We start from the raw sequence: 24,938 nt of genomic DNA on the forward strand, positions 1-24,938 counted from the left end.
GTGATTTGATGGACCAACCCGGGGCTAGCCGCGCTGCGGCTGCGCCCCCCGCCACAACATTCGCCGAATCTGCGCGAACACGGCCTCACGCGTCGGCGCGTTGCTCCCTGCGGCTTGCTGCGCCTGTGGCAAAGGCAATTGATTGGCGAGCGCCAGCATGGTGAAGCCGTGCAGGCTCGCCCAGTACGCGTAGCCGATCAATTCCGGATCCCCTTCCAGAAGGCCCGCGGCCACGAGCTGCTCGAAGTGCACCCCGAGCATGCGCCAGGCGCGGTGCGATGCGGCCTGAAGTTCGGGATAGGCGCCATCCTGCTGCGTCAGATCGAACATCAGGCGGTAAGCATGCGGCTCGTCGAGTGCGAACGCCACGTAGGCGTCGCTGACGGCGGAGCGGTCGGTCGCGGGTGCTTCCTTTGCCACGGCTTCGAGCCGCGCCGCGAAGCGGTTGAACGCCGCCGCGCGGACCATCGCAAGGATTTCGTCTTTGTCGCGGAAGTAGCGATAGGGCGTCATCGCGCTGCAACCCAGCTCCTTCGCGAGTTCGCGCATCGTCACGCCTTGCGCGCCGCGCGTGGCGAACGCGTTTTCGGCTACGCGCCGCATGGTTTCGCGGAATTGCTGGATGTCGTCGGAAGAGAGCGTTTTTGGCATGCGCGAAGGCAGAAGGTCCGTCGCGTCAATTTACTGTGTAAATGAATTGGGCACAACAAAGCGGCCGTTGATGCGGCCGCTTTGCTTGGTAATCAAGGGTACTAGGAAAAACGCTTGATGGCCCGGAGCGCACTGTCGCCGGTTTCGGTTACGCGCCATTGTTCGTTGCCCGACGCGAGCCGTTCGAGTTGCACAAGCTGGCGTTCCAGCAAGGCGTCGAGTTCTTCTCGCTCCATGTCGACTTGATTGGGAGCGTCCTTGACGAGCAACAACGTGGCGAATTCATGCGGACTCAGCATCGTTCTCTCCATGTCAAGCAAACGCGGACGGCCTTGGAGGCGACTGGCACGATGCCAGTGGAGTCCGCTAAAGGATCAGGCGGGAGGTGCGGCTATCACGACAGGTTCACGCTGCCGGCACTCCGCGTAACGCGGAACGGACGCCGGGGAACTGGAGTGTAGTCAACCGTCCGTCAAACACCAAATGGGCCCCAGTAAATTTTTCCTTTGACAATTGGGACTCGCAGCGGCGGTTTGGAGCAGCGGCCAGATCCTTGATTTCACTCGAAGTTTCGCGTGCACTGCAACATGGCGGAAGTCGCCTGGGATCACTCGGCGATATACACCTGGCAGTTGGCGGCGGCGAGGGTTTCGTTCATCTCGGCGGGTGGCGCGGCGTCGGTGAAAAGCGCGTCGATCTGATCGAGGTGACCTTGGCGAACGAGTGCCGGACGGCCGAATTTGGAGTTGTCGGCGGCGAGAAACACGGTGCGTGCATGCTGGATGATCGCCTCGGCCACGCGCACTTCGCGGGTGTCGAAATCGCGCAGCGTGCCATCCGTTTCAATGCTGGACGTCCCGATGATCGCGAAGTCCACCTTGAACTGCCGGATGAAGTCGATCGCCAGTTCGCCGACGATGCCCTTATCCCACGGCCGCACGATGCCGCCCGTCACCAGCACTTCGCAATCCGGATAGCCGCTCATCATGCTGGCGACATTCAGATTGTTGGTGATCACGCGCAGGCCGCGATGCCGGTTGAGCGCTCGTGCGACTTCTTCGGTCGTCGTGCCGAGGTTGATGAAGAGCGATGCCTGATCGGGAATGTGAGTGGCCACTAGCGCTGCAATGCGCCGCTTCTCTTCGTGAAACATCCGCTGACGCGCCGTGTACGAGACGTTCTCGGAACTGGTCGGTAGACTGGCACCGCCGTGATAGCGGCGCAGCAGGTTCATGTCGGCGAGCCAGTTGACGTCGCGGCGGATCGTCTGCGGCGTCACGTCGAAGTGGGCCGCGAGGTCGTCCACGGTCACGAAGCCGTCGCGTTGCACCCACTCCAGCAGTTCCTGTTGCCGGGCGTTGAGAGTCAGGCGGGGGTCTCGGGTCATGTGTCTCGGGTGGTGGGTTTTTATCGGCGCTGCCCGCCGCCGGCGCGAGAAGCTGAGCCGGAAGACGGGTAATGCGTGAACGAGGGTGAGCGTATTGTAAGACCATCGCACGTCTTGCCTGCCAACTCATGCGTCAGGGTTCGGATCCAGGACGACCGTGCTGCGATCCATTCAGGTCATTTGCGCATTTATTCATTTGATAAATGAATTTGTTTTTTGTGCCGGATCGCGCTGCAATCCAAGGCTCCGCGTTTTACTCCGCGTGCTACCCGAGTTTTACCTGAGCCTTACCCGTTTCCCATGGTTTCCGGCGTTATAGAACACGCCGGACCGCGCTTTCGAGAGTGTTCGACATGACTGGCTTCAACTGGCAAAACCCCTATCCGACGCCGCGTCTGCCTGTATTCGCGCGCAACATCGTTTCGACTTCGCATCCGCTCGCCGCGCAAGCCGGTCTGCGGATGCTGTGGAAAGGCGGCAATGCCGTCGACGCGGCGATCGCCGCCGCCGCCGCCATCACGGTGGTCGAGCCGGTCTCGTGCGGCCTCGGCGGCGACGCCTTCGCGCTGGTGTGGGACGGCAAGAAGCTGCATGGCCTGAACGCGTCGGGTGTGTCGCCGGCGGCCTGGAACGTTGATTACTTCAAGCGCAAGTACGGCGAGGAAAACGGTCTTGCGAAACAACCCAAGCGCGGTTGGGACGCTGTGACGGTGCCGGGCGTGATCGCCGGCTGGGAAGCGCTGCATCAGAAATTCGGCTCGCTGCCGTTCGCCGATCTGATGGAACCGGCGATCGAGATCGCCGAGCGCGGCCATGCGGTGGCAAGCATCGTCGCCTACAAATGGGCGGCAGCCGTCCCCGAATTGAAGGACCTGCCAGGCTTCGCGCAAACCTTCATGCCGCGCGGCCGCGCGCCGGAAGTCAGCGAACTGGTGCGCTTTCCTGGCCACGCGAAGACGTTGCGCAAGCTCGCCGAACAAGGTCCGCGTGCGTACTACGAAGGCGAGATCGCCGAACAGATCGCGGCGTTTGCGCGTGAAGGCGGCGGCGCGTTGACCCTCGACGATCTGCGCAACTACAAAGCGGACTGGGTCGAGCCGATCGGCAAGGACTATCGCGGCTACACCGTGCATGAAATTCCGCCGAACGGCCAGGGCATCGCGGCGCTTATCGCGCTGGGCATCCTCGAAAAATTCGACGTGAAAGAACTCGCCATCGACAATGTCGAGTCGCAGCATTTGCAGATCGAAGCGATGAAGCTGGCATTTGCCGACGTCTACCGCTACGTCGCCGATCCGCGCTCGATGGACGTCACGCCCGAGCAGATGCTCGACGACGCGTATCTCACGTCGCGCGCCAAGCTGATCGACCACAAGCGCGCCACGCAATTCGACTTCGGCATGCCGAAGGCCGGTGGCACGATCTACATGTCGGTGGCGGACGAGCGCGGCATGATGGTCAGCTTCATCCAGTCGAACTATATGGGCTTCGGCTCGGGCATCGTGGTGCCCAATAGCGGCATTGCGATGCAGAACCGCGGCTGTGGCTTCTCGATGGACCCGAAGTCGCCGAACGTGGTGGAAGGCGGCAAGCGGCCGTTCCATACCATCATCCCGTCGTTCCTGACGCAGCAGGTGGACGGCAAGCAGGAAGCGGTGATGAGCTTTGGTGTGATGGGCGGCGATATGCAGCCGCAAGGCCACCTGCAATCGATCGTGCGGATGCTCGACTACGGTCAGCAACCGCAGGCCGCCTGCGACGCCCCGCGCTGGAAGGTTAACCGCGACTTCACCATCGACATCGAATCGACGCTCGATCCGAAGACTGCCGAGGCATTGCAGAAGCTGGGTCACACGATCAAATCGGTCGACGATCCGTACATGGACTTCGGCTCCGGCCAGTACATCTGGAAGCTCGATCGCAACGATCCGGACCGCGGCTATGTAGCGGCAAGCGACAGCCGTCGCGATGGCCTGGCAGCGGGGTTCTAAATGAACATCCCCGCGTCGCAATCCGCGACTGCATCCCCGCGCTCCACGTCCGCACCGCTTTCCAAAGCGATGGTGCGGCGTATCGTGTTTTCGTCGTCGGTCGGCAACGCGCTCGAGTGGTTCGATTTTCTGGTCTATGGCTACTTCGCGACCATCATCGCGAAAGAGTTCTTCCCGATGCAGGACGAGTGGCTCTCGACGCTGCTCGCCATTGCCACCTTCGGCATCTCGTTCCTGATGCGGCCGCTGGGCGCCATCGTGCTGGGCGTCTACGGCGACCGCAAGGGCCGCAAGGCGGCGCTCACGCTCGCCATCGCGTTGATGATGGTCGGCACCTTCACGATGGCGGTGATGCCGCCGTATGCGTCGATCGGTCTTGCGGCGCCCGTGTTGATCCTGCTCGCACGACTCGTGCAAGGCTTCGCGGTGGGCGGCGAGTTCGGCAGCGCGACGGCCTTCATGGTTGAACACAGCGCTTCACGGCGCGGCTACTACGCGAGTTGGCAGTTCGCGAGCCAGGGTCTGGCCGCGATCACCGCGGCGGCCTTCGGTTCGCTCCTGACCGCGTGGATGCCGCCCGAGCAACTCAATAGTTGGGGCTGGCGCCTTCCGTTCATCTTTGGTCTGCTGGTCGGGCCGGTGGGCTATTACATCCGTTCGCATCTCGACGAGACGCCGGAGTTTCTCGCCTTGCGTAAAGCGCGTGAGTCCGCGAGCAAGCATCAGATTGCATCTGACGCGAAGGACGCGTCGTTCAGCAGCCAGTGGGTGAATCTGCTGCTGGCCGTGGGCATCGTCGCGCAATCCACGGTCGGCGTGTATGTGTTGCAGCTCTACATGCCGATGTACGCGGTCAAGCAGTTGCACATGCCGGCTGCGGCGTCGTTCGGCGTGGTGGTGCTCAATGGCGGCTTGCAGTTCCTGCTGTCGCCCGTGATGGGCGCATTGTCGGACCGCATCGGCCGGATTCGCATCATGCTGACGACGTCGATACTGATGGGCTTGCTGATCTATCCGATGTTCGCTTTGCTGCAGTCGCATCCGACGATTGGCTGGCTGCTGCTGTTGCAAGGCACCGCTGGAATTTTCAAGGCGGCTTATTCCGGACCGATGCCCGCACTGATGTCCGAGATCTTTCCAACGCAGGTGCGCTCGACGGGTCTTTCGATTGGTTACAGCATCGGCGTAACGATTTTCGGTGGCTTTGCACCGACGATTGTTGAGACCTTCATCCACTTGACCGGCGACAAGCTGGCGCCAAGTTACTACGTTCTGGTTGCGGCCGTGCTATCAGGCTTGTCGCTTGTCGTGGTCGCGTGGCGTATGCGGCGCGTCCGGCGTCTGGACGGCGTTCAGCCCGCATGAAGGCGTGACCGACGGCCGTTGTGCTTCGCAGCGAGCCTGCCGCAGTTGACGTGAAACGTCTTTGCAAGTCAAAGCCAGCTCGTCGAGCTGGCTTTTTTTGTGCCTTGCGTGTGCCGTTTGTAATCAACTGAAGCATTCGACTACCGTGAAATTTGAACTGCGGCGGTTCGGCATGGTCTGTGCTGGGTTATCTGCAGAATTGTGAAACACCGGCTAAGATGCAGGATACAAGGGGTTAACTCTAATCAAGGCGCTGTATCTGACCCGGCGGACCGCCCTTGCGATAGTGGGCGGTTTCGAGCGCGCTCCACGAGTCGATACAGTTTTCGGAGCAAAGACACAATGCACACTGAGCTGAACCATGTGATGCCCTGGCGGATCGAGGATATCGACCTTACCCGCATAGATCGTCAGAAGGCCGTCGCTAATGAGGACCTGCTGCTTCTGCTGTGCGCCGCTTCGTTCATCGAAAGCGGTACCGATCTTTACACCAGCAATCTGAGCACGTTCTTCGACGGCGACCCCGAGGTCTCGGCCTGGCTCAACCAGGAATGGGAGCCGGAAGAGATGCAGCACGGCCGGGCGCTCAAGACGTATATCGCCTACGTCTGGCCTGAGTTCGATTGGGACACCGCCTTCCGCAATTTCATGGAGGAGTACTCGCTGACCTGCTCGGTCGAAGACTTCGAAAAGACCCGTGCGCTCGAGATGGTTGCGCGCTGTGTGGTGGAAACGGGTACCGCAACGCTGTATCGCGCGATTGGCGAATGTTCGGACGAGCCCGTGCTCAAGCAGATCACCGACAACATTCGCACTGACGAAGTCCGGCACTACAAGCACTTTTTCAAGTTCTTCAAGAAGTACAACAAGATCGAAGGCAATGGCCGTCTTGCGGTTCTCGGCGCGTTGATGCGGCGTGTGATGGAGATCAAGAACGAGGACTCGGAGATCGCCTTGCGCCATGTCTTCGCGATTCGTTATCCGGAACGCGTGCACGATTCGGCCTATAACCGCGAACGGGCCGCACGCATCAATGCGCTGGTTCGGCGCAATCTGTCGGCGGACATGTGCGTGAAGATGCTGCTTAAGCCGCTCGATCTGCCGGCCAAGATTCAGCCGGGCGTGCATTATCCGCTCGCCAAGATCACGCAGCACGTGTTCTTCCGCTGATGTTTTTCTGCTGAGTGCACGGTGCATGGATGGAGATGAATGGCCCGCTTGTGCGGGCCATTTGCTTTTCGAGGCATGATTGATCCTCGGCAGCCTTCGCGACCTCGGCAATCCGCCACTGACTGGATCGATACCATGAGCGCCTCTCCTTCACCCGACCGTCCGCTCGAACAGAACGTGTTCGACGAATGGCCCGACGCCGTTCGCACGCTGTTCGACGGGTCGTCGCTGGCGAGCAAGACGGGGTTCACCGCGTCGCTGCTCACCGTCGATGCAAACGGCCATGTGCGCACGTCGCTGCTTGGCGTCGGCGAGTTGTACGCGCCGGATTCGCGCTCGCTGTGCATCGCATTGTGGCCGCAGGCTCGGGCGGCACGCGTGATCGCGCAAAACGGCCGGGCCGCGCTTACGTTTGTCTGCGACGAGGCGTTCTATCAGGTGCAGTTGCGTTTGACGCCGTTAGCGGGCGTGACAGGCGACGACAGCGGCCTCGTGTACCTCATCGGCTCGATCGACACAGCGGAGGCGCAGAGCGTGCGTTATGCGCGCCTGACGAGCGGCATCACGTTTGAACTGGAAGGGGAAGGGAAGGCGGTGCTCGATCGATGGGAACGGCAGATCGAGCACCTGAAGCAGGCTGCCGCTGCGGCTAGCCGATAGTCTGCGACTACGGCGAGCGAGCGGCAGTGCTTGAAACTTAACGGCCGCGCTGACCGCTGCGCGTCGGCTGGCCGCCACGCGGCGCGTCGTTGCGCGGCTTTGCGCCACCCAGCAACGCACCCGGATTGCCGCCTTGCGGCTTTGCAGCCTGCGGTTTGCGCGGTGCATGTTGTGCGGCGCTGCCTTCGTGCGCCGCGGCACGCGGCTGACCATCATGGCGCTGACCGTCGCGGCGCGGCTGGCCGCCGTTACCGGCCGGCTTCGCCCCTTGCGGCTTCGGCTGTTGCTGACCATTCGCCGGACGCTGACCCGAACGTTGTGCGGGCTTGGCCGACGACGCGCCATCGCGGCGGCCGCCGTCACGCTGGCCACCGTCGCGTTTCGGCGCACCCTGGCTCTGGCGCGGCTGACGATTGCCACCGCCGCCACCACCACCCTGGCCACGGCGCAGAATCGGCTCCGGCTTCGCAGTCGGATCCGGCTCAAAACCGGCGATCACTTCCTGCGGCACCTGACGCTTGATCAGCTTTTCGATGTCCTTCAGCAGTTGCAGTTCGTCGACGCACACCAGCGAAATCGCTTCGCCCGATGCGCCTGCACGACCCGTTCGGCCGATGCGGTGCACGTAGTCTTCCGGCACGTTCGGCAAATCGTAGTTAACCACGTGCGGCAGCTGATCGATATCGATGCCGCGTGCGGCGATGTCGGTTGCGACCAGTACTTGCAGCGTGGCGTCCTTGAACTCGGCGAGCGCGCGCGTGCGGGCCGACTGGCTCTTGTTGCCGTGAATCGCCAGTGCGCTGATGCCGTCTTTCGTCAGCTGTTCGGCAAGGCGGTTCGCGCCGTGCTTGGTGCGCGCGAACACCAGCACCTGGAACCAGTTGTGTTGCTTGATGAGGTGCGTGAGCAGCTCACGCTTCTTATCGCGGTCGACCGGGTGAATCTTTTGTGCGACGAGTTCAGCCGTCGTATTGCGACGGGCGACTTCGATCAGCGCCGGCGAGTCGAGCAGATTGTCGGCGAGCGTCTTGATCTCGTCCGAGAACGTAGCCGAGAACAGCAGGTTCTGACGCTTCGGCGGCAACTTCGCGAGCACGCGCTTGATGTCATGGATGAAGCCCATGTCCAGCATGCGGTCCGCTTCGTCGAGCACGAGAATCTCGAGATGCGACAGGTCGATGGTCTTCTGCTGCATGTGGTCGAGCAAACGGCCCGGCGTCGCGACGACGATGTCCACGCCGCTGCGCAGCGCGCCGATTTGCGGATTGATGCCGACGCCGCCGAACATCACGGTCGACTTCAGCTTCAGATACTTGCCGTAGGCGCGCACGCTTTCTTCGACTTGTGCGGCCAGCTCACGCGTCGGCGTGAGGATCAGTGCGCGGACAACGCGCTTGCCCGACGCCGTGGTGACAGCGGGCATGGTGTTCAGACGCTGCAGGATCGGCAGCGTGAAGCCGGCGGTCTTGCCGGTGCCGGTCTGCGCGCCAGCCAGCAGGTCGCCGCCGTTGAGCACGGCGGGGATTGCTTGTGTCTGGATCGGAGTCGGGGTGGTGTAGCCGAGTTCGTGTACAGCGCGGACCAGCGGTTCGGACAAGCCGAGGGAATCAAAAGACATAAATGCTCTTTGCAATGCAGTTTCGCGAACGGCACCAGACGGCACCCAATGGACCCAGGCGGGTACCAGCGGTACAGGCACGGCATGAACACGCCTCTATGGCGCGTTCGAGGCCAAAGCCCAGTTCCGGTCGCAGAGAAATCGGCGGCACGCTCACAAGCGTGCCGAATGCTTCAACGCGCTATGAAGACACGTTGACTGGCCTTAAGTTGCATTTCGCCGCCGTGGGATGTCACGCGACGTAGCGCGCAACACTGACGAATTGACACAGACTGCCCGCCAGTACGAACAGGTGCCAGATACCATGTCCGTGCCGGATGCGCTCGTCGTTGATGAAGAAGTAGATGCCGGCGCTATAGATGACCCCGCCGGCCACGAGCCAGGCGGTACCCGCTGCCGGTAAGGCTTGAACCAGCGGGCGGACGGCAACGAGCGCGAGCCATCCCATCAAGACATACAACACCATCGAAACGCTGCGGGTGCGTCGCCCGAGCGTCAGTTCCTGCACGATGCCGAGAGCGGCAAGCCCCCAGCTTACGCCGAATAGCGACCAGCCCCACGGTCCGCGCAAAGTGACCAGCGTGAACGGGGTGTAGCTGCCGGCGATCAACAGATAGATCGCCGAATGGTCGCATTTTTGCAGAACCGCTTTGACACGCGGGTTGCGCACGCTGTGGTAGAGCGTGGAGATAGCATACAGCACGAACAGCATCGCACCGTAGACGCTGAAACTCACCACCTTGTACGCGTCGCCGTCGAGCGCGCCCATTGTCACGAGCGTAGCCAGCCCCGCCACCGACAGCACGGCGCCGACGAGATGGGTAATGCTGTTGAAACGCTCACCGACATGCACGGCTCTTTCCTCCTGCGCGGTTTCATAAGGGTTTATACCCACATGATACCGGTCCTGCAAAAACGAAGGGCGCGGCCGCGTGATTCGCAGGCCGCGCCCCAGGTGCATCTGACGCTGCTTAGTCGAGCGGCGCCGAGCGAAGATCGGACACTTGCTGCGGCGACACAGCCGTACCGTGGTTGCCCCAGGACATACGAATGTACGTCACAACGGCGGCCACTTCCGTGTTCGACAGTGCCTGGGCGAACGGCGGCATGCCATACGGATGCGGGTTGGCGTCCGTGCTCGGCGGATAACCACCGTTCAGCACCATACGGATCGGGTTGACCGCCGACGGCATCTGGATCGACTGGTTGTTCGCGAGCGGCGGGAAGGCCGGCGGCATACCAAGACCGTTTTCCGCGTGGCACTTCGCGCAGTTGTCAGCGTAGATCTTCTGACCTTGCTTCAACAGTTCGCCACCGAACTTTTCCGAGGTTTCGAGCTGCAGCGGTTCCGGTGCTTCGCTCTTCTGCGGAATCGTCTTCAGGTACGTGGCCATCGCGTTGATGTCTTCGTCCGACATGTACTGCAGGCTGTTGTGAACCACTTCAGCCATCGGACCGAACACCGCGCCGCGGTTCGACACACCGGTCTTCAGCAGATCGGCGATGTCTTTGGTCTCCCAGTCGCCGAGGCCGGCTTCCTTGTTCGACGTCAACGACGGTGCATACCAGTTCTGCAGCGGGATCAGGCCGCCGGCAAACGCAGCCGAGCTGACCGGGCCGCCCATGGCGTTGATCGACGTGTGGCACATGCCGCAGTGGCCGAGGCCTTCGATCAGGTACGCACCACGGTTCCATTCGACCGACTTGGTCGGATCAGCCTTGTACTCGCCTTCGCGGAAGAACAGCGTGCGCCAGCCGATCAGCATGTTGCGCTGGTTGAACGGGAATTTCAGTTCGTGCGGACGGCTCGCCACATTGACCGGCGTAACCGAGCGCAGGTACGCGTAGATCGCGTCCGAGTCGGCGCGCGTGACCTTCGTGTAGCTCGTGAACGGGAAGCCCGGGTAAAGCAGGCTGCCGTCTTTCGAGCGGCCCGTGTGCATGGCGCGGTAGAAGTCGTCCTGCGTCCACTTGCCGATACCGTACTGGTCGTCAGGCGTGATGTTCGGCGTGAACATCGTGCCGAACGGCGTCAGCATGGGAAGGCCGCCGGCGAACTGCTTGCCGCCGCGCACCGTGTGGCAGGCGATACAGTCGCCGGCGCGGGCGAGGTACTCGCCCTTCTTGATCAGCGCGGCCTGGTCGGCGGGCGTTGCCGCCATGGCCGTGCCGTTATGCAGGTTGTCGCCGCCCGACCACAGGACGGGAACGAGTGCGGCAGCCGCAACGACGACGACTGCCGAGAGGGCGAACAAAGACTTGCGTTTCATTTGAGTGTCTCTCCCGGTGCCTTATTGCGGTTCGCTGCCGCAGGCAAGCGGAGTCTTCAACGAGCGGGCCGGAGCCGGCACGGGGTTTTGTGGAGCCTTTTGCGTGGAAAGCCAGGCAGCAACGGCGTTCACGTCTTCATCAGTCAGGCGGGTGGCGATGGTGTGCATGCAATCCGGTGCGATGGCGTGGCGCGAGCCCGAACGCCATGCGCCCAATTGCGCGCTGATGTAGTCAGCATGCAGGCCGACCAGACCCGGGATAGCGGGTTCCATGCCGGTCAGCGCCTTGCCGTGGCAAGCCGCGCACGCCGGAATCTGTTTGGATGCGTCGCCGTTCAGGACGATCTGCTGGCCGCGCGCAACGATGCTAGCCGACACGGTCGGCTTGGCCGGTGTGGGGTACGGCGGGCGTTGCTGCGAGAAGTACGTGGCGATTTGATGAAGGTAGTCGTCAGAAAGATACGTGACGAGGTAGTTCATGGGCGGGTACTTGCGGCGCCCTTCGCGGAAGTTCTGCAACTGGTTGTACAGATAGTCGGCCGGCTTGCCCGCCAGACGCGGGAAGTAGTCGTTGTCGGTACCTTGGCCGTGCGAACCGTGGCAAGCCGTGCAGCCTTGCACGCGCGCTTCCATCGTATCGGGGGCCTTCGGTTGAGTCTGCGCTTTCGCAGCGCTATAGACACCCGCGGAGCCGATCAGCAGAAGGGCAAGCAACGGGCGGAAAATGCGTCTTGAAGACACGCGTAACTCCATCAAAATCGGGGACCTGACCGAACTTCGAGCGGCTCGGTGTGAAGGGCAGCCGGCGCTGCGGCGACGCAGCATTCTATCATCGAAGGGTGATGGTGACTATTTGCCACATTAGAGAAGGTTCCGGGTGTCACGGCGATGCGACAGTTTGACGCGCGTCGTTGGCTGGCAAGCGGAGCGGGCGTCCCGATTCTATCCCCGGGATCGCTGACGCATGTTGCGTTCATGCCGGCTTGCATGACAAAGCAGGTTGAACCGACGCGCGCGCCGGCCATCGAAGCGTACACTTCCGGGCGCGCCGGCGTCCGTCCGACGCGGACGACCTTCGGCTCACCGTCTACCGTTTTACTTTCCACGAGCTATCTGCCTTACATGAAGCTATTCAATTTTTCCCGTCCGGCGCTCCATGCGTTGACGTTCGGCGCCGCGGCGCTGGCCATGACGTCCACGGCTTTCGCGCATGCGCATCTGGTGTCGAGCGAGCCTGCGGCAAACGCCGAAGTGGCCGCTGCCACTGAAGTGACGATCCATTTCACCGAGCCGCTCGAACCGGCGTTCAGCCGGATCGAACTGAGCGACGCGAGCGGCAAGCCCGCCGCACCGGCTGCGTCGCAAGTCGACCAAAGTGACGCAAAGGTTATGCACCTGGCGCTGCCGCAACTGACGGCCGGCCGCTACGCGGTGCATTGGATCGCGGTAGCCACGGACGGCCACCGTACGCAAGGCAACTTCGCGTTCATCGTCAAATGAGCATGGACGGACTGTGGATCGGGCAGGTCGCGATGGCCGCGCTCATGAATGTCGCGTTTGCGTTTGCCGTCGGTTCGGCGCTGCTCAGCGCCTGGCTCGCCAACGACGCGCAGAGCAAGATCAACCCCGCACGGCCCGCCTGGTTGCGCGCGCAACGGTCGATGCTGACGGCATCCGTCGTGCTGGTGCTCGCGGACCTGGGCTGGCTGCTGTATCAGGCGGCGTCGATGAGCGGCGTCGCGTTGCCGGCGGCGATTGGCGTGGTGCCGACTGTCTTGACGCAAACCCATGTCGGTTACGGCTGGAGCGTGGCGTTCGCCGGCGCGCTGGTGCTGCTGGGCACGGCCATGGCCAGTCATACGGGTATGCTGCGCAATGCGCTGCTGTGGCTCGCGGTGATCGCGATCGCGGCAGGCAAGGCGTCGCTCGGACATGCGGCCGATGCCGGTCCGGCTTCGGCGGCGATCGGCATGCAGACGCTGCATGTGCTGGTGACGAGCGTCTGGGGCGGACTGGCGATGGCGGCGGGGCTGGCGGTATTGCCCGCGCTCGGCACGTCGACCGCACGCGGGATGCTGATCCGCACGGCGACCCAGGTGTCGAGCGTATCTGTGGTGGCGGTCGGGCTGGTGCTGCTCACCGGGATCTTCAACGCCGTGCGTGGCTCGGGCGGCTCGTTCGAAGCCATCGAGATGAGCACATGGGGCCATGTGCTGACGCTGAAGCTTGCGTTAGTCGCGCTCGCGCTGGTGCTCGGCGGGCTCAATCGTTTCTCGGCGCTGCCGCGCCTGCGCCGCACGGCCTCGACGATGGACGCGCATACCTTCGTCAACGTGCTGTATCTCGAAGCGCTGGCGATGATCGGCGTGTTTGTCGCGGCGGCGGTCTTGTCGCACAGCGTGCCGGCATTTGCCGCGTTGGGCAGTTAAGGCCAAAAAAAGCGCCGCACAGCAAAGGCGTGCGGCGCAATACACACGGTCGCCCGGCGGTGGCCGGCTGATCCGTTACTGCCCTCTAGGCGGTGAACGCGTTGTGCGCCCGTTCCAGCGTCTCTTCCGGAAACATTTCCTGCTGCAGTTCGCCGTCGTTGCCGAACCACTGGCAGATCAACCAGTTGCCCGGCGCGAACAGCACCGGTCCGCTCCAGGTGGCGGTCATCGGACGTCCACCGGATTTGAGCGTCAGGACGTCGCCGGCCCGGTAGGCAGGCTTCGCGGGGCTCGCAGGTTTCTTTCGCAGTCGCATGATGAGCGTCCGTTCGACGAACCCAATCATTCGAGGCCGAGCCGGTGTCCGAGAATCGGCGCGCAGAAGAGCGCGATCGCGCAGCCCGCGGCTTTGCCTTCCAGTTCCGCGCCGGCGGCACGCGAGCCATACATGTGGGTGAGCAGGTCGAAGAGTTGCGGCAGGCAGTACAGCACCGCGGCCGCGATAAAGCATTTTTCGACTACCGAGATGCGCCAGCCGCGTTCATACGCGAGCATCGCGCCGAAGATGCGAAGCACGCCGAACACCACCAGTGCGCCGACGGCGGCCTGTTCGCGGATCAGATAGTCTGGAAGGAATTCGCCCATGAAGTTCCCCGATGCATTTGTCGTTCTGAATGCATTTGAGCAAGGAGCGGGCCATGCGTATGTCTGATGCCGAACAAACGGCTTGAAAGCCTTTGTGGATAAGGCTTTGCGGATAGTGCGGCGGCGCCGGGAAAGTGCCGGAAAGGGCGTATTCAGGCGGCTTCGGTCCGTGGTGTTACGTAACTGAGACGGCGCACGCTACGTCTGCCGTAACGTGCGCGCCGGCCATTACCATTCCGCGACGCTGCCATCCTCATGGCGCCACACCGGATTGCGCCAGCGGTGGCCGACCTTCGCCATCTCGCGCACCTTCTCTTCGTTCACTTCGATGCCGAGGCCCGGGCCTTGCGGGATCGACACAAAGCCGTCTTCGTATTTGAAGACTTCGGGGTTCCTGATGTAGTCGAGCAGGTCGTTGCCCTGGTTGTAGTGAATGCCCAGGCTCTGTTCCTGGATGAACGCGTTGTAGCTCACCGCGTCGATCTGCAGGCAGGTGGCCAAAGCGATCGGGCCGAGCGGGCAGTGCAGCGCGAGCGCGACGTCGTACGCCTCGGCCATCGAGGCGATCTTGCGACATTCGGTAATCCCGCCCGCGTGCGACGCGTCCGGCTGGATGATGTCGACGTAGCCGCCCGACAGGATGTGCTTGAAGTCCCAGCGCGAATACAGACGTTCACCCAAAGCGATCGGCGTGTTGGTCTGGTTGACGATGTCGCGCAAGGCTTCCGCGTTTTCCGACAGCACCGGCTCTTCGATGAAGAGCAGCTTGTACGGGTCGAGTTCTTTGGCCAGCACCTTCGCCATCGGCTTATGCACGCGGCCGTGGAAGTCCACGCCGATGCCGATGTTCGGTCCCACCGCTTCGCGCACGGCGGCGACGTTGTTGATGACGCCTTGCACCTTGTCGAAGGTGTCGATGATCTGCAACTCTTCGGAGCCGTTCATCTTCACGGCCTTGAAGCCGCGTTCGACCACGGCGCGAGCATTGTTTGCGACGTCGCTCGGACGGTCGCCGCCGATCCACGAATACACCTTGATCTTGTCGCGAACCTGGCCGCCGAGCAGCGCGTGAATCGGCACGCCATGATGCTTGCCCTTGATGTCCCACAGCGCCTGGTCGACGCCGGCGATCGCGCTCATGGTGATCGGGCCGCCGCGGTAGAAGCCCGAGCGATACATCACCTGCCAGTGATCTTCGATCAGCAGCGGGTCTTTGCCGATCAGATAGTCGGACAGTTCCTCGACGGCGGCGGCCACCGTATGCGCGCGGCCTTCGACCACCGGCTCGCCCCAGCCGACGATGCCTTCATCCGTCTCGATCTTCAGGAAGCACCAACGCGGCGGGACGATAAAGGTTTCGAGCTTGGTGATTTTCATGATGTGTGTCTCCTTGCGGCTTGGGTGCCTGCGTGTGCGGGCAATTTCGAGGATTCACATGCTACAACAAAAGTGCGATTAAGTACTATTAATAGTACTATTAGCCAAATAGTGGCTGGCGACGACGAGGTCGCAACTGAACGCCGCCGAGCATGCCAACCCGGCAACGGCGCTGCATTCAGAAGTTGGCAAGTGGAGATACCGGATAATCGCGGTCGTTCCGGGCTCAGGTCCAATATCAATAGCGCCGAGAGGCCGCTGGGAGAAAGCTATTCAGCACGATCTGCATGGGCGCGTCGCCCATCTGCTGGCGACCGCGATTCTGCGCGGCGACTACGCGCCCGATTCGATCCTGCCGCGCGAGGCGGAGTTGATGGACACCTTCGGCGTGAGCCGGACAGTGTTGCGCGAAGCGCTGCGTACGCTGACGTCGAAAGGGCTGATCGAATCGCGGCCACGGGTGGGCACGCGGGTGCGGCCGAAACATGCGTGGAATCTGCTCGATGTCGATGTGCTCGACTGGTATTCCCGCGTCGCCGAGCCGATGGCCTTCGCGCTCAAGCTGCAGGAAATGCGCGAGATGATCGAGCCATACGCGGCGGGGCTGGCGGCGGCCTCGCATACGGACGACACCTTCAATGCGCTCGCGGCAGCGCATGCGTCGATGGTCGGGGCGCGTAACGTCGATGAATGGGTGCGCGCCGATCTGCAGTTTCATCTAAGCGTGCTGACGGCCTGCAGCAACGAATTGCTGATTCCGCTCGGCACACTGATCGAGCGCACATTGGAAGCGCAGCTACGCCTGAACGCGAAACGCGCCGACGTGTTCAACGCGTCGCTGGCCGAACACACGGCCGTGTTCGAAGCGATCCGCAACCGTGACGCAACGGCGGCGCGAGAAGCAATGGCAGGATTGCTGGGCGTGACGCGCGGAAGAATCGAAGCGTGAGCTTGACGCGAAAACTCTGCCGCTCCCGCTTGACGCCATCATCATTCTCAATCCATCGCCGCGTGCGCCACTGATGCATCCGGCGCCTGGCGCGCTGGTCGGATCAACAGCAGCAGTGGAATGACCAGTAGCGTCGCCACGAACATCAGCTTGAAGTCATTCAGATACGCGATCATCGACGCCTGCTGCGTAATCGACGCATTCAGCACCGCCAGGTCGTAATTCGAGCCGCTACCGAGCATCGGCTGGATTGCCGGATTGAACGGCGTGACATTCGCTGCGAGGTCGGCATGCGAGACCTGCGTGTTGCGGGTCATCAGCGTCTGCACGATCGAAATGCCAATACTGCTGCCGATATTGCGCATCAGGCTGTACGTCGCCGTGCCGTCCGCGCGCAGTTCGGGCGTGAGCGTGGAGAAGGTCAGCGCGCTCAACGGCACGAACACGAGGCCGAGACCAAAGCCCTGAACCACGCCAGGCCAGACGATGTCCGACTCCGACAGCACGATCGTGTAATGCATCATCTGCCACAGTGCGAACGCGGAGATCAGGAAGCCGGCGAGCAGGAGAAGCCGCGCGTCGATCCGCTTCAATAGCCGTCCGGCGAACAGCATCGCCACCATGGTTCCCGCGCCGCTCGGCGCTGTGACGAGACCCGTGGTCGCCACGGGATAGTTCATCAGGTTTTGCAGCATCGGCGGCAGCAACGCACGCGTCGCATACATCACCGCGCCGATCACGAAGATGAAGAACGTGCCGGTGGCGAAGTTCGGGTCCTTCAGCAATTCGTATTTGAAGAACGATTTCTTGCCGACCGTGGCCGTATGCACGAGGAAGAACGCGAAGCTGATCGCCGCGACCAGCGCCTCGATGACGATCTCATTCGAGCCGAACCAGTCGAGTTGCTCGCCGCGGTCGAGCATCGCCTGCAGCGCGCCGATTGCGAGACCCAGGGTGGCAAAGCCGAACGCGTCGAACTTCGCATCGTGCTTCGGTTCACGCGCGGGCAGGAAGGTCGCCACGCCGAACAGCGCGAACGCACCGATCGGCACGTTGATGAAAAACACCCAGCGCCAGTTGTAGCTATCGGTGAGCCAGCCGCCGAGCGTCGGCCCGAGAATCGGCCCGACCATCACGCCCATGCCCCACACCGCCATCGCCTGGCCCTGCTTTTCGCGCGGATTGATGTCGAGCAGGATCGACTGCGACAGTGGCACCAGCGAGGCCCCGAAAATCCCCTGCAGCAAACGCGATGCGACGATCTGCGTCAGCGTTTCCGACAAGCCGCATAACGCCGAGGCCACCGTAAAGCCGCCGATCGCGAAGATCAGCAGCCGCTTGACGCTCAACCGGTCGGATAGCCAGCCGGTCAGCGGCGTGGCGATCGCGGCCGCGACGATGTACGAAGTCAGCACCCACGTGATCTCATCCTGCGACGCCGACAGCGCGCCTTGCATGTGCGGCAGTGCGACGTTGGCGATGGTGCTGTCGAGCGTCTGGATCAGCGTCGCGAGCATGATCGAGACGGTGATCATCGGCCGATTGAGCGGGGCGGCGCTCGTCGACGCGGAGTCGGTTGACATGGGAGAGCAGGACCTTCGATATAGTAAGCATGCTTATTATATTGGCTGCAAATGCATCCGCCCACCAGGATTTATGCGGAGCCTGAATTACGCCCGCTGCGCTGGTTTTGCGCCCATTCCGACGATGACAAACGAAACCCTTTCGTATAATCGGCGCATGACTACCCAACTCGAAGAGCGCTTCGGCTTTCTGATTTCCGACGTCGGCCGCCTGACAGGCAAGCGTTTCGACGATCTCGCGAAGTCATCGGTCGATCTGACGCGCGCGCAGTGCCGCGTGCTGGCCAATCTCGCCCATTACGGCGACGTCAATCAGGCGCGGCTCGCGGACCTGCTCGAAGTCGCGCCGATTTCGGCGGGGCGTCTGCTGGACCGGATGGAAGAGGGCGGCTGGATCGAGCGCACGGCCAATCCGGAGGATCGCCGCGAACGTCAGGTGCGCATGACACCGAAGGCCGAGCGCACGCTCGGCAAGGCCCGCAAAGTGGGCGATGAAGTTGCGCTCGAAGCGCTGAACGGTTTTACCGACGAAGAAGCGAAGCAGCTTATCGCGCTGCTGCAACGGGTGCGCGGGAATCTCAGCCGACTGGTGGATCGGTGAGCGTGGGGCTTGGCCGTTTTAGTTAGAGCAGGACCGGGCTAAGACATTGCAAAGGAGCTGGCGCAAGCCAGCTCCTTTTTTAGTTGCGGGCGTTAAAGCCGACGACGCGATTGTGCAAAGTCATCCGCCTATTTGGATTCGGGGGCGGCACCTGACGGCTGAACCAGTTCGAAGCATGCAGCCTTCGATTTCGCATCGGGCGACGACGGGTCGAGACATTTGAAGGCGCTCTGATCGCGCTGAACGAAGATCGTATCGGTTGGGCCGGCGTTGCCACGCACGCCGTTCACAACAGCGACGATTTTGTAGCCGTCCTGCAGCAAGGTCGAGAGCGTGAGCGAACTGGCGCGCCACTGACTGTCGGGCGGCGTTTGGGCGTTGGCGGAGAGCGGCGATGCGGCGGCGAGAAGCGTGCTGGATGCGGTGGCCACGGCAAGCGCGGCGGTACGGAACGTCATCAAGAAACCTCCTTGAAGTTGCTGTTTGGGAAAGCCAAAACAAAAAAGCCGCTGACCTTGTGGATCAGCGGCTTCTTCTTGCAACTGGTGGCGAATCAGGGACTCGAACCCCGGACCTGCGGATTATGATTCCGTCGCTCTAACCAACTGAGCTAATTCGCCGAAAGAAGCGAGATTATGAGGATAGGGCCGGAGGCTGTCAACCCCCGGCCCGCAACTTTTTTAAATTGCCCGGGCTGTCCGGCGTTTCAGTCCTTCGCGTAGATGTCCGAGTCCTTGGTTTCCCTCACGAACAGCACGCCGATCACGAGCGTGATGAGCGCGACCACAATCGGATACCACAGCCCCGAGTAGATGTTGCCCTTGGCCGCCACGATCGCGAAGGCGGTCGCCGGCAAGAAGCCGCCGAACCAGCCATTGCCGATGTGATACGGCAGCGACATCGAGGTATAGCGGATGCGCGTCGGGAACATCTCCACCAGCATCGCCGCAATCGGCCCGTAGACCATCGTCACGTAGATCATCATGATCGTCAGGATCACCACGCTCATCGGCCAGTTGATCTGCGATGGATCGGCCTTCGGCGGATAGCCGGCGGTCTTCAGCGTGGTCGCAAGAGTCTTGTCGAACACCTTGCCCTGGTCCTTGGCGTCGGCGGCCTTGCCGTCATACGTGTTGATCACCGTATCGCCGACCTTGATCTCCGCCAGCGAGCCGGCAGGCGCGGCGACGTTCTCGTAGTTCAAGCCGGCTTTCGAGAGCGCGCTCTTGGCGATATCGCAGGAGCTCGTGAACTTCGCCGTGCCGACCGGATTGAACTGGAACGAACACTCATCCGGGTTCGCGATCACGACAATCGGGGACTTCGCCGTGGCCGCTTCCAGCGCCGGGTTCGTGTAGTGACTCAGCGCCTTGAACAGCGGGAAGTACGTGCAGGCAGCAATCAGCAGGCCGGCCATGATGATCGGCTTGCGGCCGATGCGGTCCGACAGCGAGCCGAAGAACAGGAAGAACGGCGTGCCGATCAGGAGCGCGATCGCGATCAGGATGTTGGCCGTCGCGCCGTCGACCTTCAGCGTCTGCGTCAGGAAGAACAGCGTGTAGAACTGACCCGTGTACCAGACCACGGCCTGGCCGGCGGTCAGGCCGATCAGCGCGAGAATCACGATCTTCAGGTTCTTCCATTGACCGAACGCTTCGGACAGTGGCGCCTTCGAGGTTTTGCCTTCGGCCTTGATGCGCTCGAACACCGGCGATTCATGCAGTTGCAGACGAATCCACACCGACACGCCGAGCAGGATGATCGACGCGATGAACGGAATGCGCCAGCCCCATGCGCCGAACGCGTCTTCGCCCATGGCCGTGCGCACGCCGAGAATTACCAGCAGCGAGAGGAACAGGCCGAGCGTGGCGGTCGTCTGGATCCATGCGGTGTAGAAGCCTCGGCGTCCCGCCGGCGCATGTTCCGCGACGTAGGTGGCCGCACCGCCGTACTCGCCGCCGAGTGCGAGGCCTTGCAGCATCCGCATCGCGATGAAGATCACTGGCGACACAATGCCGATCGACGCATAGCCGGGAAGGAAGCCGACCAGGAAGGTCGACAGACCCATGATCACGATCGTGATGAGGAACGTGTATTTGCGCCCGACCATATCGCCGAGGCGGCCGAATACGATCGCGCCGAACGGCCGAACTGCGAAACCTGCGGCGAAGCTGAGGAGCGTGAAGATGAAAGCGGCAGTCGGATTGACGCCGGAGAAGAAGCTCTTGCTGATGAAGATGGCGAGTGAGCCGGCCAGATAGAAGTCGTACCACTCGAAAACCGTACCCAGCGACGACGCGAAGATCACCCGCTTCTCTTCTTTCGTCATTGGCACGTGCGAGATTTGCCCGCCAACGGTAGCCATATGTTGTCTCCAATATTGATATGTGCACGCGGTCCGCCGGCAAAGGCGTTCCCGTGAAACCGATTATTGGAGTGGAAACTTACGGCGTACTGACGTGGAGGGGTGAAATGGCAGTTTCCGGTGTGCGGAGGGAAATCCCATCAAAATTCAGCAACTGGCGGTTAAGTTCTTATAATTTTTGACAAACGTCTCTCAATATGGCGCCGGATCAGCGTGGGTTTTTGCGCTCTTAGGGTAAGTCCCGTGCCCGTTCGAGCACGTGCAAGCTGACACGCACGAGGGTTCCGGCAAGCCGCGGGGAGGTTTGATAGACGTTATCGTCAATGCTCATCTCCCCGCCGTGCATCGTCGTGATCTCGCGGACGATCGCAAGCCCAAGGCCGCTGCCGTCGCCTTCGCGGCCGAGAATCCGATAAAAACGCTCGACTACCCGCGAGCGCTCGGCCACCGGAATGCCGAGCCCGGTGTCTTCTACTTCCAGATGCACGAGTCGCGCGGACGCGTCGTGCCGCACCCGCACGGTGATCCGCCCGCCAGGCGGTGTGTAGCGGATTGCGTTGTCGATCAGATTCGACAGCATTTCCCGCAGCATGACCGGATTGCCGTCGACTTCAACCGGTTTTTCGGGCGCTTCATAACCGAGGTCCATCTGCTTGGCAAGCGCGGCCTGAACCCAGTCGCGCACCGCGCTGCGCGCTACTTCGGTCACCTCGACCGGCGTGAAAATCTGGCCCGACATCCGGTTCTCCGCGCGCGCCAGCGCCAGCAACTGGGTGACGAGGCGCGCCGCGTGCTCGGAGCTGGTGGCGATCTGTTCGAGCGAGCGGTGGACTTCCTCGGAGGCATCCTGGCGCAGCGCAAGCTCGGCCTGGGTGCGCAGACCGGCAAGCGGTGTTTTCATCTGATGCGCGGCGTCGGCGATAAACCGCTTCTGCAATTCCATGTTCTGTTCGAGGCGCGTCAGCAGGTCGTTGAACGACGTCACCAGCGGCTCGATTTCCGGCGGCGCGCGGCGGGCTTCGAGCGGCGACAGATCGTCTGGGCGGCGCGCGCGAATATGCGCCTGCAGGGCGTGCAGCGGCGCGAGTCCACGCGACAGGCCGAACCACACCAGCAGGATCGCCAGCGGCAGGATCACGAACTGCGGCAGGATCACGCCTTTGATGATGTCGTTGGCAAGCTGGCTGCGCTTGTCGAGCGTCTCGGCGACCTGCACCAGCACCGGCTGGGCGCCGGGCGTCTGCGGAAACTCGACGGTCGTATAGGCGACACGGATATCGTTGCCGCGCAGCACGTCGTCGCGGAATTCGACGAGGCCCGGCGGCGGCCGGTCTTCCTCATGCGGCAACGGCATGTCGCGCTCGCCGCCCACCAGTTCGCCGCGCGTGCCGAGCACCTGATAGAACACGCTGTCGACATTGTCGGCGCGCAGAAAGTCGCGGGTGGAGTCGGGCAGCGACAGCTCCGCCACACCGTTGATCGGATGGATCTGGCGGGCGAGCACGTAGGCGTCGGTTTCGAGCGCGCGGTCGAACGGGCCGTTGGCGATCGACTTGGCGACCAGGTAGGTGACCGCGAGGCTCATCGGCCATAGCAACAGGAGCGGCGCCAGCATCCAGTCGAGAATCTCGCCAAACAGCGAGCGTGGGCGCGCTTCGGCGGCGGCTTCGGTCTCGTCGGGCGGGGCGAACGGATTGGCGTAGCGCTCGTCGCGCACCTCGTCGAGGTCCGCCGCGTGCGCCGTGGCGCGATCTGCGCGTGCGGACATGGAGGCCCTCTATTTGAAGTGGTGGCTCGCGGGCATCGCGGCCGAGGAGGGCGAAGCGGGCGGCTCGGATTCGGCGGGCGGATTGGCGCTTGAGCTTACGTTCGCGTTCACGTTCGACGGCAGGGCGGCTTTCTCGAGGCAGTATCCGAGGCCCCGCACAGTAATGATGCGTACGCCGCTCGGCTCGATCTTCTTACGCAGCCGGTGCACGTAGACTTCGATCGCGTTATTGCTGACTTCTTCGCCCCATTCGCACAGATGGTCGACGAGCTGTTCCTTCGACACCAGCCGGCCGATCCGCTGCAGCAGCACTTCGAGCAAACCGAGTTCGCGTGCCGACAGGTCGATCACCTGCTCGTTGACATAGGCGATCCGGCCAACCTGGTCGAACGACAGCGAGCCGTGCCGCACCACCGTCGGGCCGCCGCCCGCGCCGCGCCGGGTCAGGGCGCGCACGCGCGCCTCGAGTTCGTTCAGCGCGAAGGGTTTGGCCATGTAGTCGTCGGCGCCGAGATCGAGGCCTTTGACGCGCTCGTCGACGCTGTCCGCCGCCGTGAGGATGAGCACAGGCACGGTCGAGTTGCGGGCGCGCAGGCGGCGCAGCACCTCGAGCCCGGACATGCGCGGCAGGCCCAGATCGAGGATCAGCAGGTCGAAAGTTTGCATCGACAGGGCGGTGTCGGCCTCGACGCCGTTCTTCACATGATCAACGGCATAGGCCGATTGGCGGAGTGATCGAACCAGACCGTCCGCGAGTATGCTGTCGTCTTCGGCAATCAGAATTCGCATGGTGCGCAAGCCTGGCCTTGCCGGCACCTTGGGGTGTCCCCCCGGCGCACAGCGGTCTCCGAAAATTATTGTGGGTAGTTGGGCAGCGCGACAGTAAAAATGCGCGTTCGCATGAGAATCGCGCTTGCCAAAACTACTGTTTTTTTATACAGTGTCTGAGTTTCGTGTGCTGTCCGTGAAAACTGGGCTGCACATCTGCCTCAGACGCCGTTCATCATAGCAAAGGACGATTCATGGAAGAAAGCAAGAAAGGCTCGGCTGGACTGACTGCTGAAAAGAGCAAGGCACTCGCTGCCGCGCTTGCGCAGATCGAAAAGCAGTTCGGCAAAGGGTCGGTCATGCGGCTCGGCGCAGGTGAGGCGGTCGAAGATATCCAGGTGGTCTCAACGGGATCACTCGGCCTCGATATCGCGCTGGGCGTCGGCGGTTTGCCGCGTGGCCGGGTGGTCGAAATTTATGGTCCGGAGTCGTCCGGTAAAACCACGCTGACGCTGCAAGTCGTCGCCGAAATGCAGAAGCTTGGCGGCACGGCAGCGTTTATCGACGCGGAGCACGCGCTGGATATCCAGTACGCGGGCAAGCTCGGCGTGAACGTCAACGACCTGCTGGTTTCGCAGCCGGACACCGGTGAACAGGCGCTCGAAATCGCTGACGCACTCGTGCGCTCGGGCTCGATCGACATGATCGTGATCGACTCGGTCGCGGCACTCGTGCCGAAGGCCGAAATCGAAGGCGAAATGGGCGACTCGCTGCCGGGTCTGCAAGCGCGTCTGATGTCGCAAGCGCTGCGCAAGCTCACCGGTACGATCAAGCGCACCAACTGCCTCGTGATCTTCATCAACCAGATCCGTATGAAGATCGGTGTGATGTTCGGCAACCCGGAAACCACCACGGGTGGTAACGCGCTGAAGTTTTACGCGTCGGTGCGTCTGGACATTCGCCGGATCGGTTCGATCAAGAAGAACGACGAAGTGATCGGTAACGAAACGCGCGTGAAGGTGGTGAAGAACAAGGTTGCGCCGCCGTTCCGCGAAGCGATTTTCGACATTCTGTATGGCGAGGGCATCTCCCGTCAGGGCGAAGTCATCGACCTCGGCGTGCAGGCCAAGATCGTCGACAAGGCCGGCGCCTGGTACAGCTACAACGGCGAACGTATTGGTCAGGGTAAGGACAACGCGCGTGAATTCCTGCGCGAAAATCCGGACATCGCTCGTGAAATCGAAAACCGCATCCGCGAATCGCTGGGCGTGAACGCCATGGCGGAAGTGGCGACCGGTGCGGCCGCTGAAGTCGCGGGCGAAGAAGAGTAACCAGCACGTG

Annotated in this window: 24 protein-coding genes and 1 tRNA gene; 9 read left to right on the top strand and 16 right to left on the bottom strand. The window is 62.3% G+C overall.

Going from position 1 to position 24,938, the window contains the following annotated elements:
* Positions 1-24: 24 nt before the first annotated feature.
* From M0D66_RS04585 to M0D66_RS04595, 3 genes are all read right to left on the bottom strand, one after another.
* Entirely contained in the window at positions 25-651 is a 627-nt protein-coding gene (locus tag M0D66_RS04585) for a TetR/AcrR family transcriptional regulator (RefSeq protein WP_093635522.1), read from the bottom strand.
* Positions 652-752: 101 nt separating this feature from the next.
* Entirely contained in the window at positions 753-950 is a 198-nt protein-coding gene (locus tag M0D66_RS04590; RefSeq protein ID WP_054034465.1) for a hypothetical protein, read from the bottom strand.
* Between the two features lie 308 nt (positions 951-1,258).
* On the bottom strand, positions 1,259-2,038 hold the full coding sequence (locus M0D66_RS04595) for a DeoR/GlpR family DNA-binding transcription regulator (protein WP_093635526.1): 780 nt from the start codon (positions 2,036-2,038) through the stop codon (positions 1,259-1,261).
* Positions 2,039-2,391: 353 nt separating this feature from the next.
* Between M0D66_RS04595 and ggt the strand changes: the two genes are divergently transcribed.
* From ggt to M0D66_RS04615, 4 genes are all read left to right on the top strand, one after another.
* Positions 2,392-4,029, top strand: coding sequence for a gamma-glutamyltransferase (gene ggt, locus M0D66_RS04600; protein WP_266209172.1), 1,638 nt, complete (start codon positions 2,392-2,394; stop codon positions 4,027-4,029).
* Positions 4,030-5,394 (top strand): MFS transporter, encoded by a 1,365-nt coding sequence (locus M0D66_RS04605; protein WP_266209173.1) that lies wholly within the window; start codon positions 4,030-4,032, stop codon positions 5,392-5,394.
* A 342-nt stretch (positions 5,395-5,736) separates the two neighbouring features.
* Positions 5,737-6,564, top strand: coding sequence for a ferritin-like domain-containing protein (locus tag M0D66_RS04610; protein ID WP_093635532.1), 828 nt, complete (start codon positions 5,737-5,739; stop codon positions 6,562-6,564).
* A gap of 135 nt (positions 6,565-6,699) precedes the next feature.
* Positions 6,700-7,224 (top strand): pyridoxamine 5'-phosphate oxidase family protein, encoded by a 525-nt coding sequence (locus M0D66_RS04615; protein ID WP_266209174.1) that lies wholly within the window; start codon positions 6,700-6,702, stop codon positions 7,222-7,224.
* 37 nt (positions 7,225-7,261) lie between these two features.
* Here the strand turns inward: M0D66_RS04615 and M0D66_RS04620 are convergent, their stop codons facing one another.
* The 4 genes from M0D66_RS04620 to M0D66_RS04635 all read right to left on the bottom strand — a co-directional run bounded on the left by M0D66_RS04620 (position 7,262) and on the right by M0D66_RS04635 (position 11,865).
* Positions 7,262-8,842 (bottom strand): DEAD/DEAH box helicase, encoded by a 1,581-nt coding sequence (locus tag M0D66_RS04620; protein ID WP_266209175.1) that lies wholly within the window; start codon positions 8,840-8,842, stop codon positions 7,262-7,264.
* A gap of 232 nt (positions 8,843-9,074) precedes the next feature.
* Complete coding sequence (locus M0D66_RS04625; RefSeq protein WP_093635539.1) at positions 9,075-9,695, bottom strand: hemolysin III family protein; 621 nt, start codon at positions 9,693-9,695, stop codon at positions 9,075-9,077.
* Positions 9,696-9,813: 118 nt separating this feature from the next.
* Positions 9,814-11,112 (bottom strand): cytochrome c, encoded by a 1,299-nt coding sequence (locus tag M0D66_RS04630; RefSeq protein ID WP_200650528.1) that lies wholly within the window; start codon positions 11,110-11,112, stop codon positions 9,814-9,816.
* Between the two features lie 21 nt (positions 11,113-11,133).
* The gene (locus M0D66_RS04635; protein WP_093635543.1) at positions 11,134-11,865 is read right to left on the bottom strand and encodes a cytochrome c; all 732 of its coding nucleotides are present in this window, start codon (positions 11,863-11,865) and stop codon (positions 11,134-11,136) included.
* Positions 11,866-12,234: 369 nt separating this feature from the next.
* On the opposite strand from M0D66_RS04635, the gene copC reads away from it, so the two are divergent.
* Together copC and M0D66_RS04645 are read left to right on the top strand one after the other, a co-directional pair.
* Positions 12,235-12,612, top strand: a complete 378-nt coding sequence (gene copC / locus M0D66_RS04640) for a copper homeostasis periplasmic binding protein CopC (protein WP_093635545.1) — start codon at positions 12,235-12,237, stop codon at positions 12,610-12,612.
* Positions 12,609-13,541 (top strand): CopD family protein, encoded by a 933-nt coding sequence (locus M0D66_RS04645; RefSeq protein WP_266209177.1) that lies wholly within the window; start codon positions 12,609-12,611, stop codon positions 13,539-13,541. Before copC ends, M0D66_RS04645 begins: the two co-directional genes overlap by 4 nt.
* Positions 13,542-13,626: 85 nt before the next feature.
* On the opposite strand, the gene M0D66_RS04650 is transcribed toward M0D66_RS04645, so the two are convergent.
* The 3 genes from M0D66_RS04650 to dgoD all read right to left on the bottom strand — a co-directional run bounded on the left by M0D66_RS04650 (position 13,627) and on the right by dgoD (position 15,563).
* Positions 13,627-13,857: a YodC family protein gene (locus M0D66_RS04650; protein ID WP_093635754.1), complete on the bottom strand. Its 231-nt coding sequence runs from the start codon at positions 13,855-13,857 to the stop codon at positions 13,627-13,629.
* 26 nt (positions 13,858-13,883) lie between these two features.
* On the bottom strand, positions 13,884-14,186 hold the full coding sequence (locus M0D66_RS04655) for a hypothetical protein (RefSeq protein ID WP_093635549.1): 303 nt from the start codon (positions 14,184-14,186) through the stop codon (positions 13,884-13,886).
* A 228-nt stretch (positions 14,187-14,414) separates the two neighbouring features.
* Positions 14,415-15,563 (bottom strand): galactonate dehydratase, encoded by a 1,149-nt coding sequence (gene dgoD / locus M0D66_RS04660; RefSeq protein WP_093635551.1) that lies wholly within the window; start codon positions 15,561-15,563, stop codon positions 14,415-14,417.
* A gap of 241 nt (positions 15,564-15,804) precedes the next feature.
* Here dgoD and M0D66_RS04665 point away from each other — a divergent pair, with 241 nt between their 5' ends.
* Positions 15,805-16,512 carry a FadR/GntR family transcriptional regulator gene (locus M0D66_RS04665; protein ID WP_367619538.1) on the top strand — a complete coding sequence of 236 codons (708 nt, stop codon included), beginning with the start codon at positions 15,805-15,807 and terminating at the stop codon, positions 16,510-16,512.
* Positions 16,513-16,559: 47 nt separating this feature from the next.
* Here the strand turns inward: M0D66_RS04665 and M0D66_RS04670 are convergent, their stop codons facing one another.
* A complete protein-coding gene (locus M0D66_RS04670; RefSeq protein WP_266209178.1) occupies positions 16,560-18,095 on the bottom strand; it encodes a DHA2 family efflux MFS transporter permease subunit in 1,536 nt (511 codons plus the stop codon).
* Between the two features lie 157 nt (positions 18,096-18,252).
* On the opposite strand from M0D66_RS04670, the gene M0D66_RS04675 reads away from it, so the two are divergent.
* Positions 18,253-18,696, top strand: a complete 444-nt coding sequence (locus tag M0D66_RS04675) for a MarR family winged helix-turn-helix transcriptional regulator (protein WP_054034675.1) — start codon at positions 18,253-18,255, stop codon at positions 18,694-18,696.
* Positions 18,697-18,824: 128 nt separating this feature from the next.
* Here the strand turns inward: M0D66_RS04675 and M0D66_RS04680 are convergent, their stop codons facing one another.
* The 5 genes from M0D66_RS04680 to M0D66_RS04700 form a co-directional block, all read right to left on the bottom strand.
* Complete coding sequence (locus M0D66_RS04680) at positions 18,825-19,154, bottom strand: hypothetical protein (RefSeq protein WP_256455529.1); 330 nt, start codon at positions 19,152-19,154, stop codon at positions 18,825-18,827.
* Positions 19,155-19,239: 85 nt separating this feature from the next.
* Positions 19,240-19,316: transfer RNA gene (locus tag M0D66_RS04685), tRNA-Met, on the bottom strand.
* Positions 19,317-19,402: 86 nt separating this feature from the next.
* Positions 19,403-21,061: an MFS transporter gene (locus tag M0D66_RS04690; RefSeq protein WP_093635559.1), complete on the bottom strand. Its 1,659-nt coding sequence runs from the start codon at positions 21,059-21,061 to the stop codon at positions 19,403-19,405.
* A 229-nt stretch (positions 21,062-21,290) separates the two neighbouring features.
* Positions 21,291-22,829, bottom strand: a complete 1,539-nt coding sequence (locus M0D66_RS04695) for a sensor histidine kinase (protein WP_266209179.1) — start codon at positions 22,827-22,829, stop codon at positions 21,291-21,293.
* 9 nt (positions 22,830-22,838) lie between these two features.
* Entirely contained in the window at positions 22,839-23,618 is a 780-nt protein-coding gene (locus M0D66_RS04700) for a response regulator transcription factor (RefSeq protein ID WP_093635563.1), read from the bottom strand.
* A 233-nt stretch (positions 23,619-23,851) separates the two neighbouring features.
* Here M0D66_RS04700 and recA point away from each other — a divergent pair, with 233 nt between their 5' ends.
* Positions 23,852-24,928 carry a recombinase RecA gene (gene recA / locus M0D66_RS04705; RefSeq protein ID WP_054034441.1) on the top strand — a complete coding sequence of 359 codons (1,077 nt, stop codon included), beginning with the start codon at positions 23,852-23,854 and terminating at the stop codon, positions 24,926-24,928.
* The last annotated feature ends 10 nt before the right edge of the window (positions 24,929-24,938 follow it).

This window comes from Paraburkholderia sp. SECH2, assembly GCF_030464795.1.
Classification (GTDB): Bacteria; Pseudomonadota; Gammaproteobacteria; order Burkholderiales; family Burkholderiaceae; genus Paraburkholderia; species Paraburkholderia aspalathi.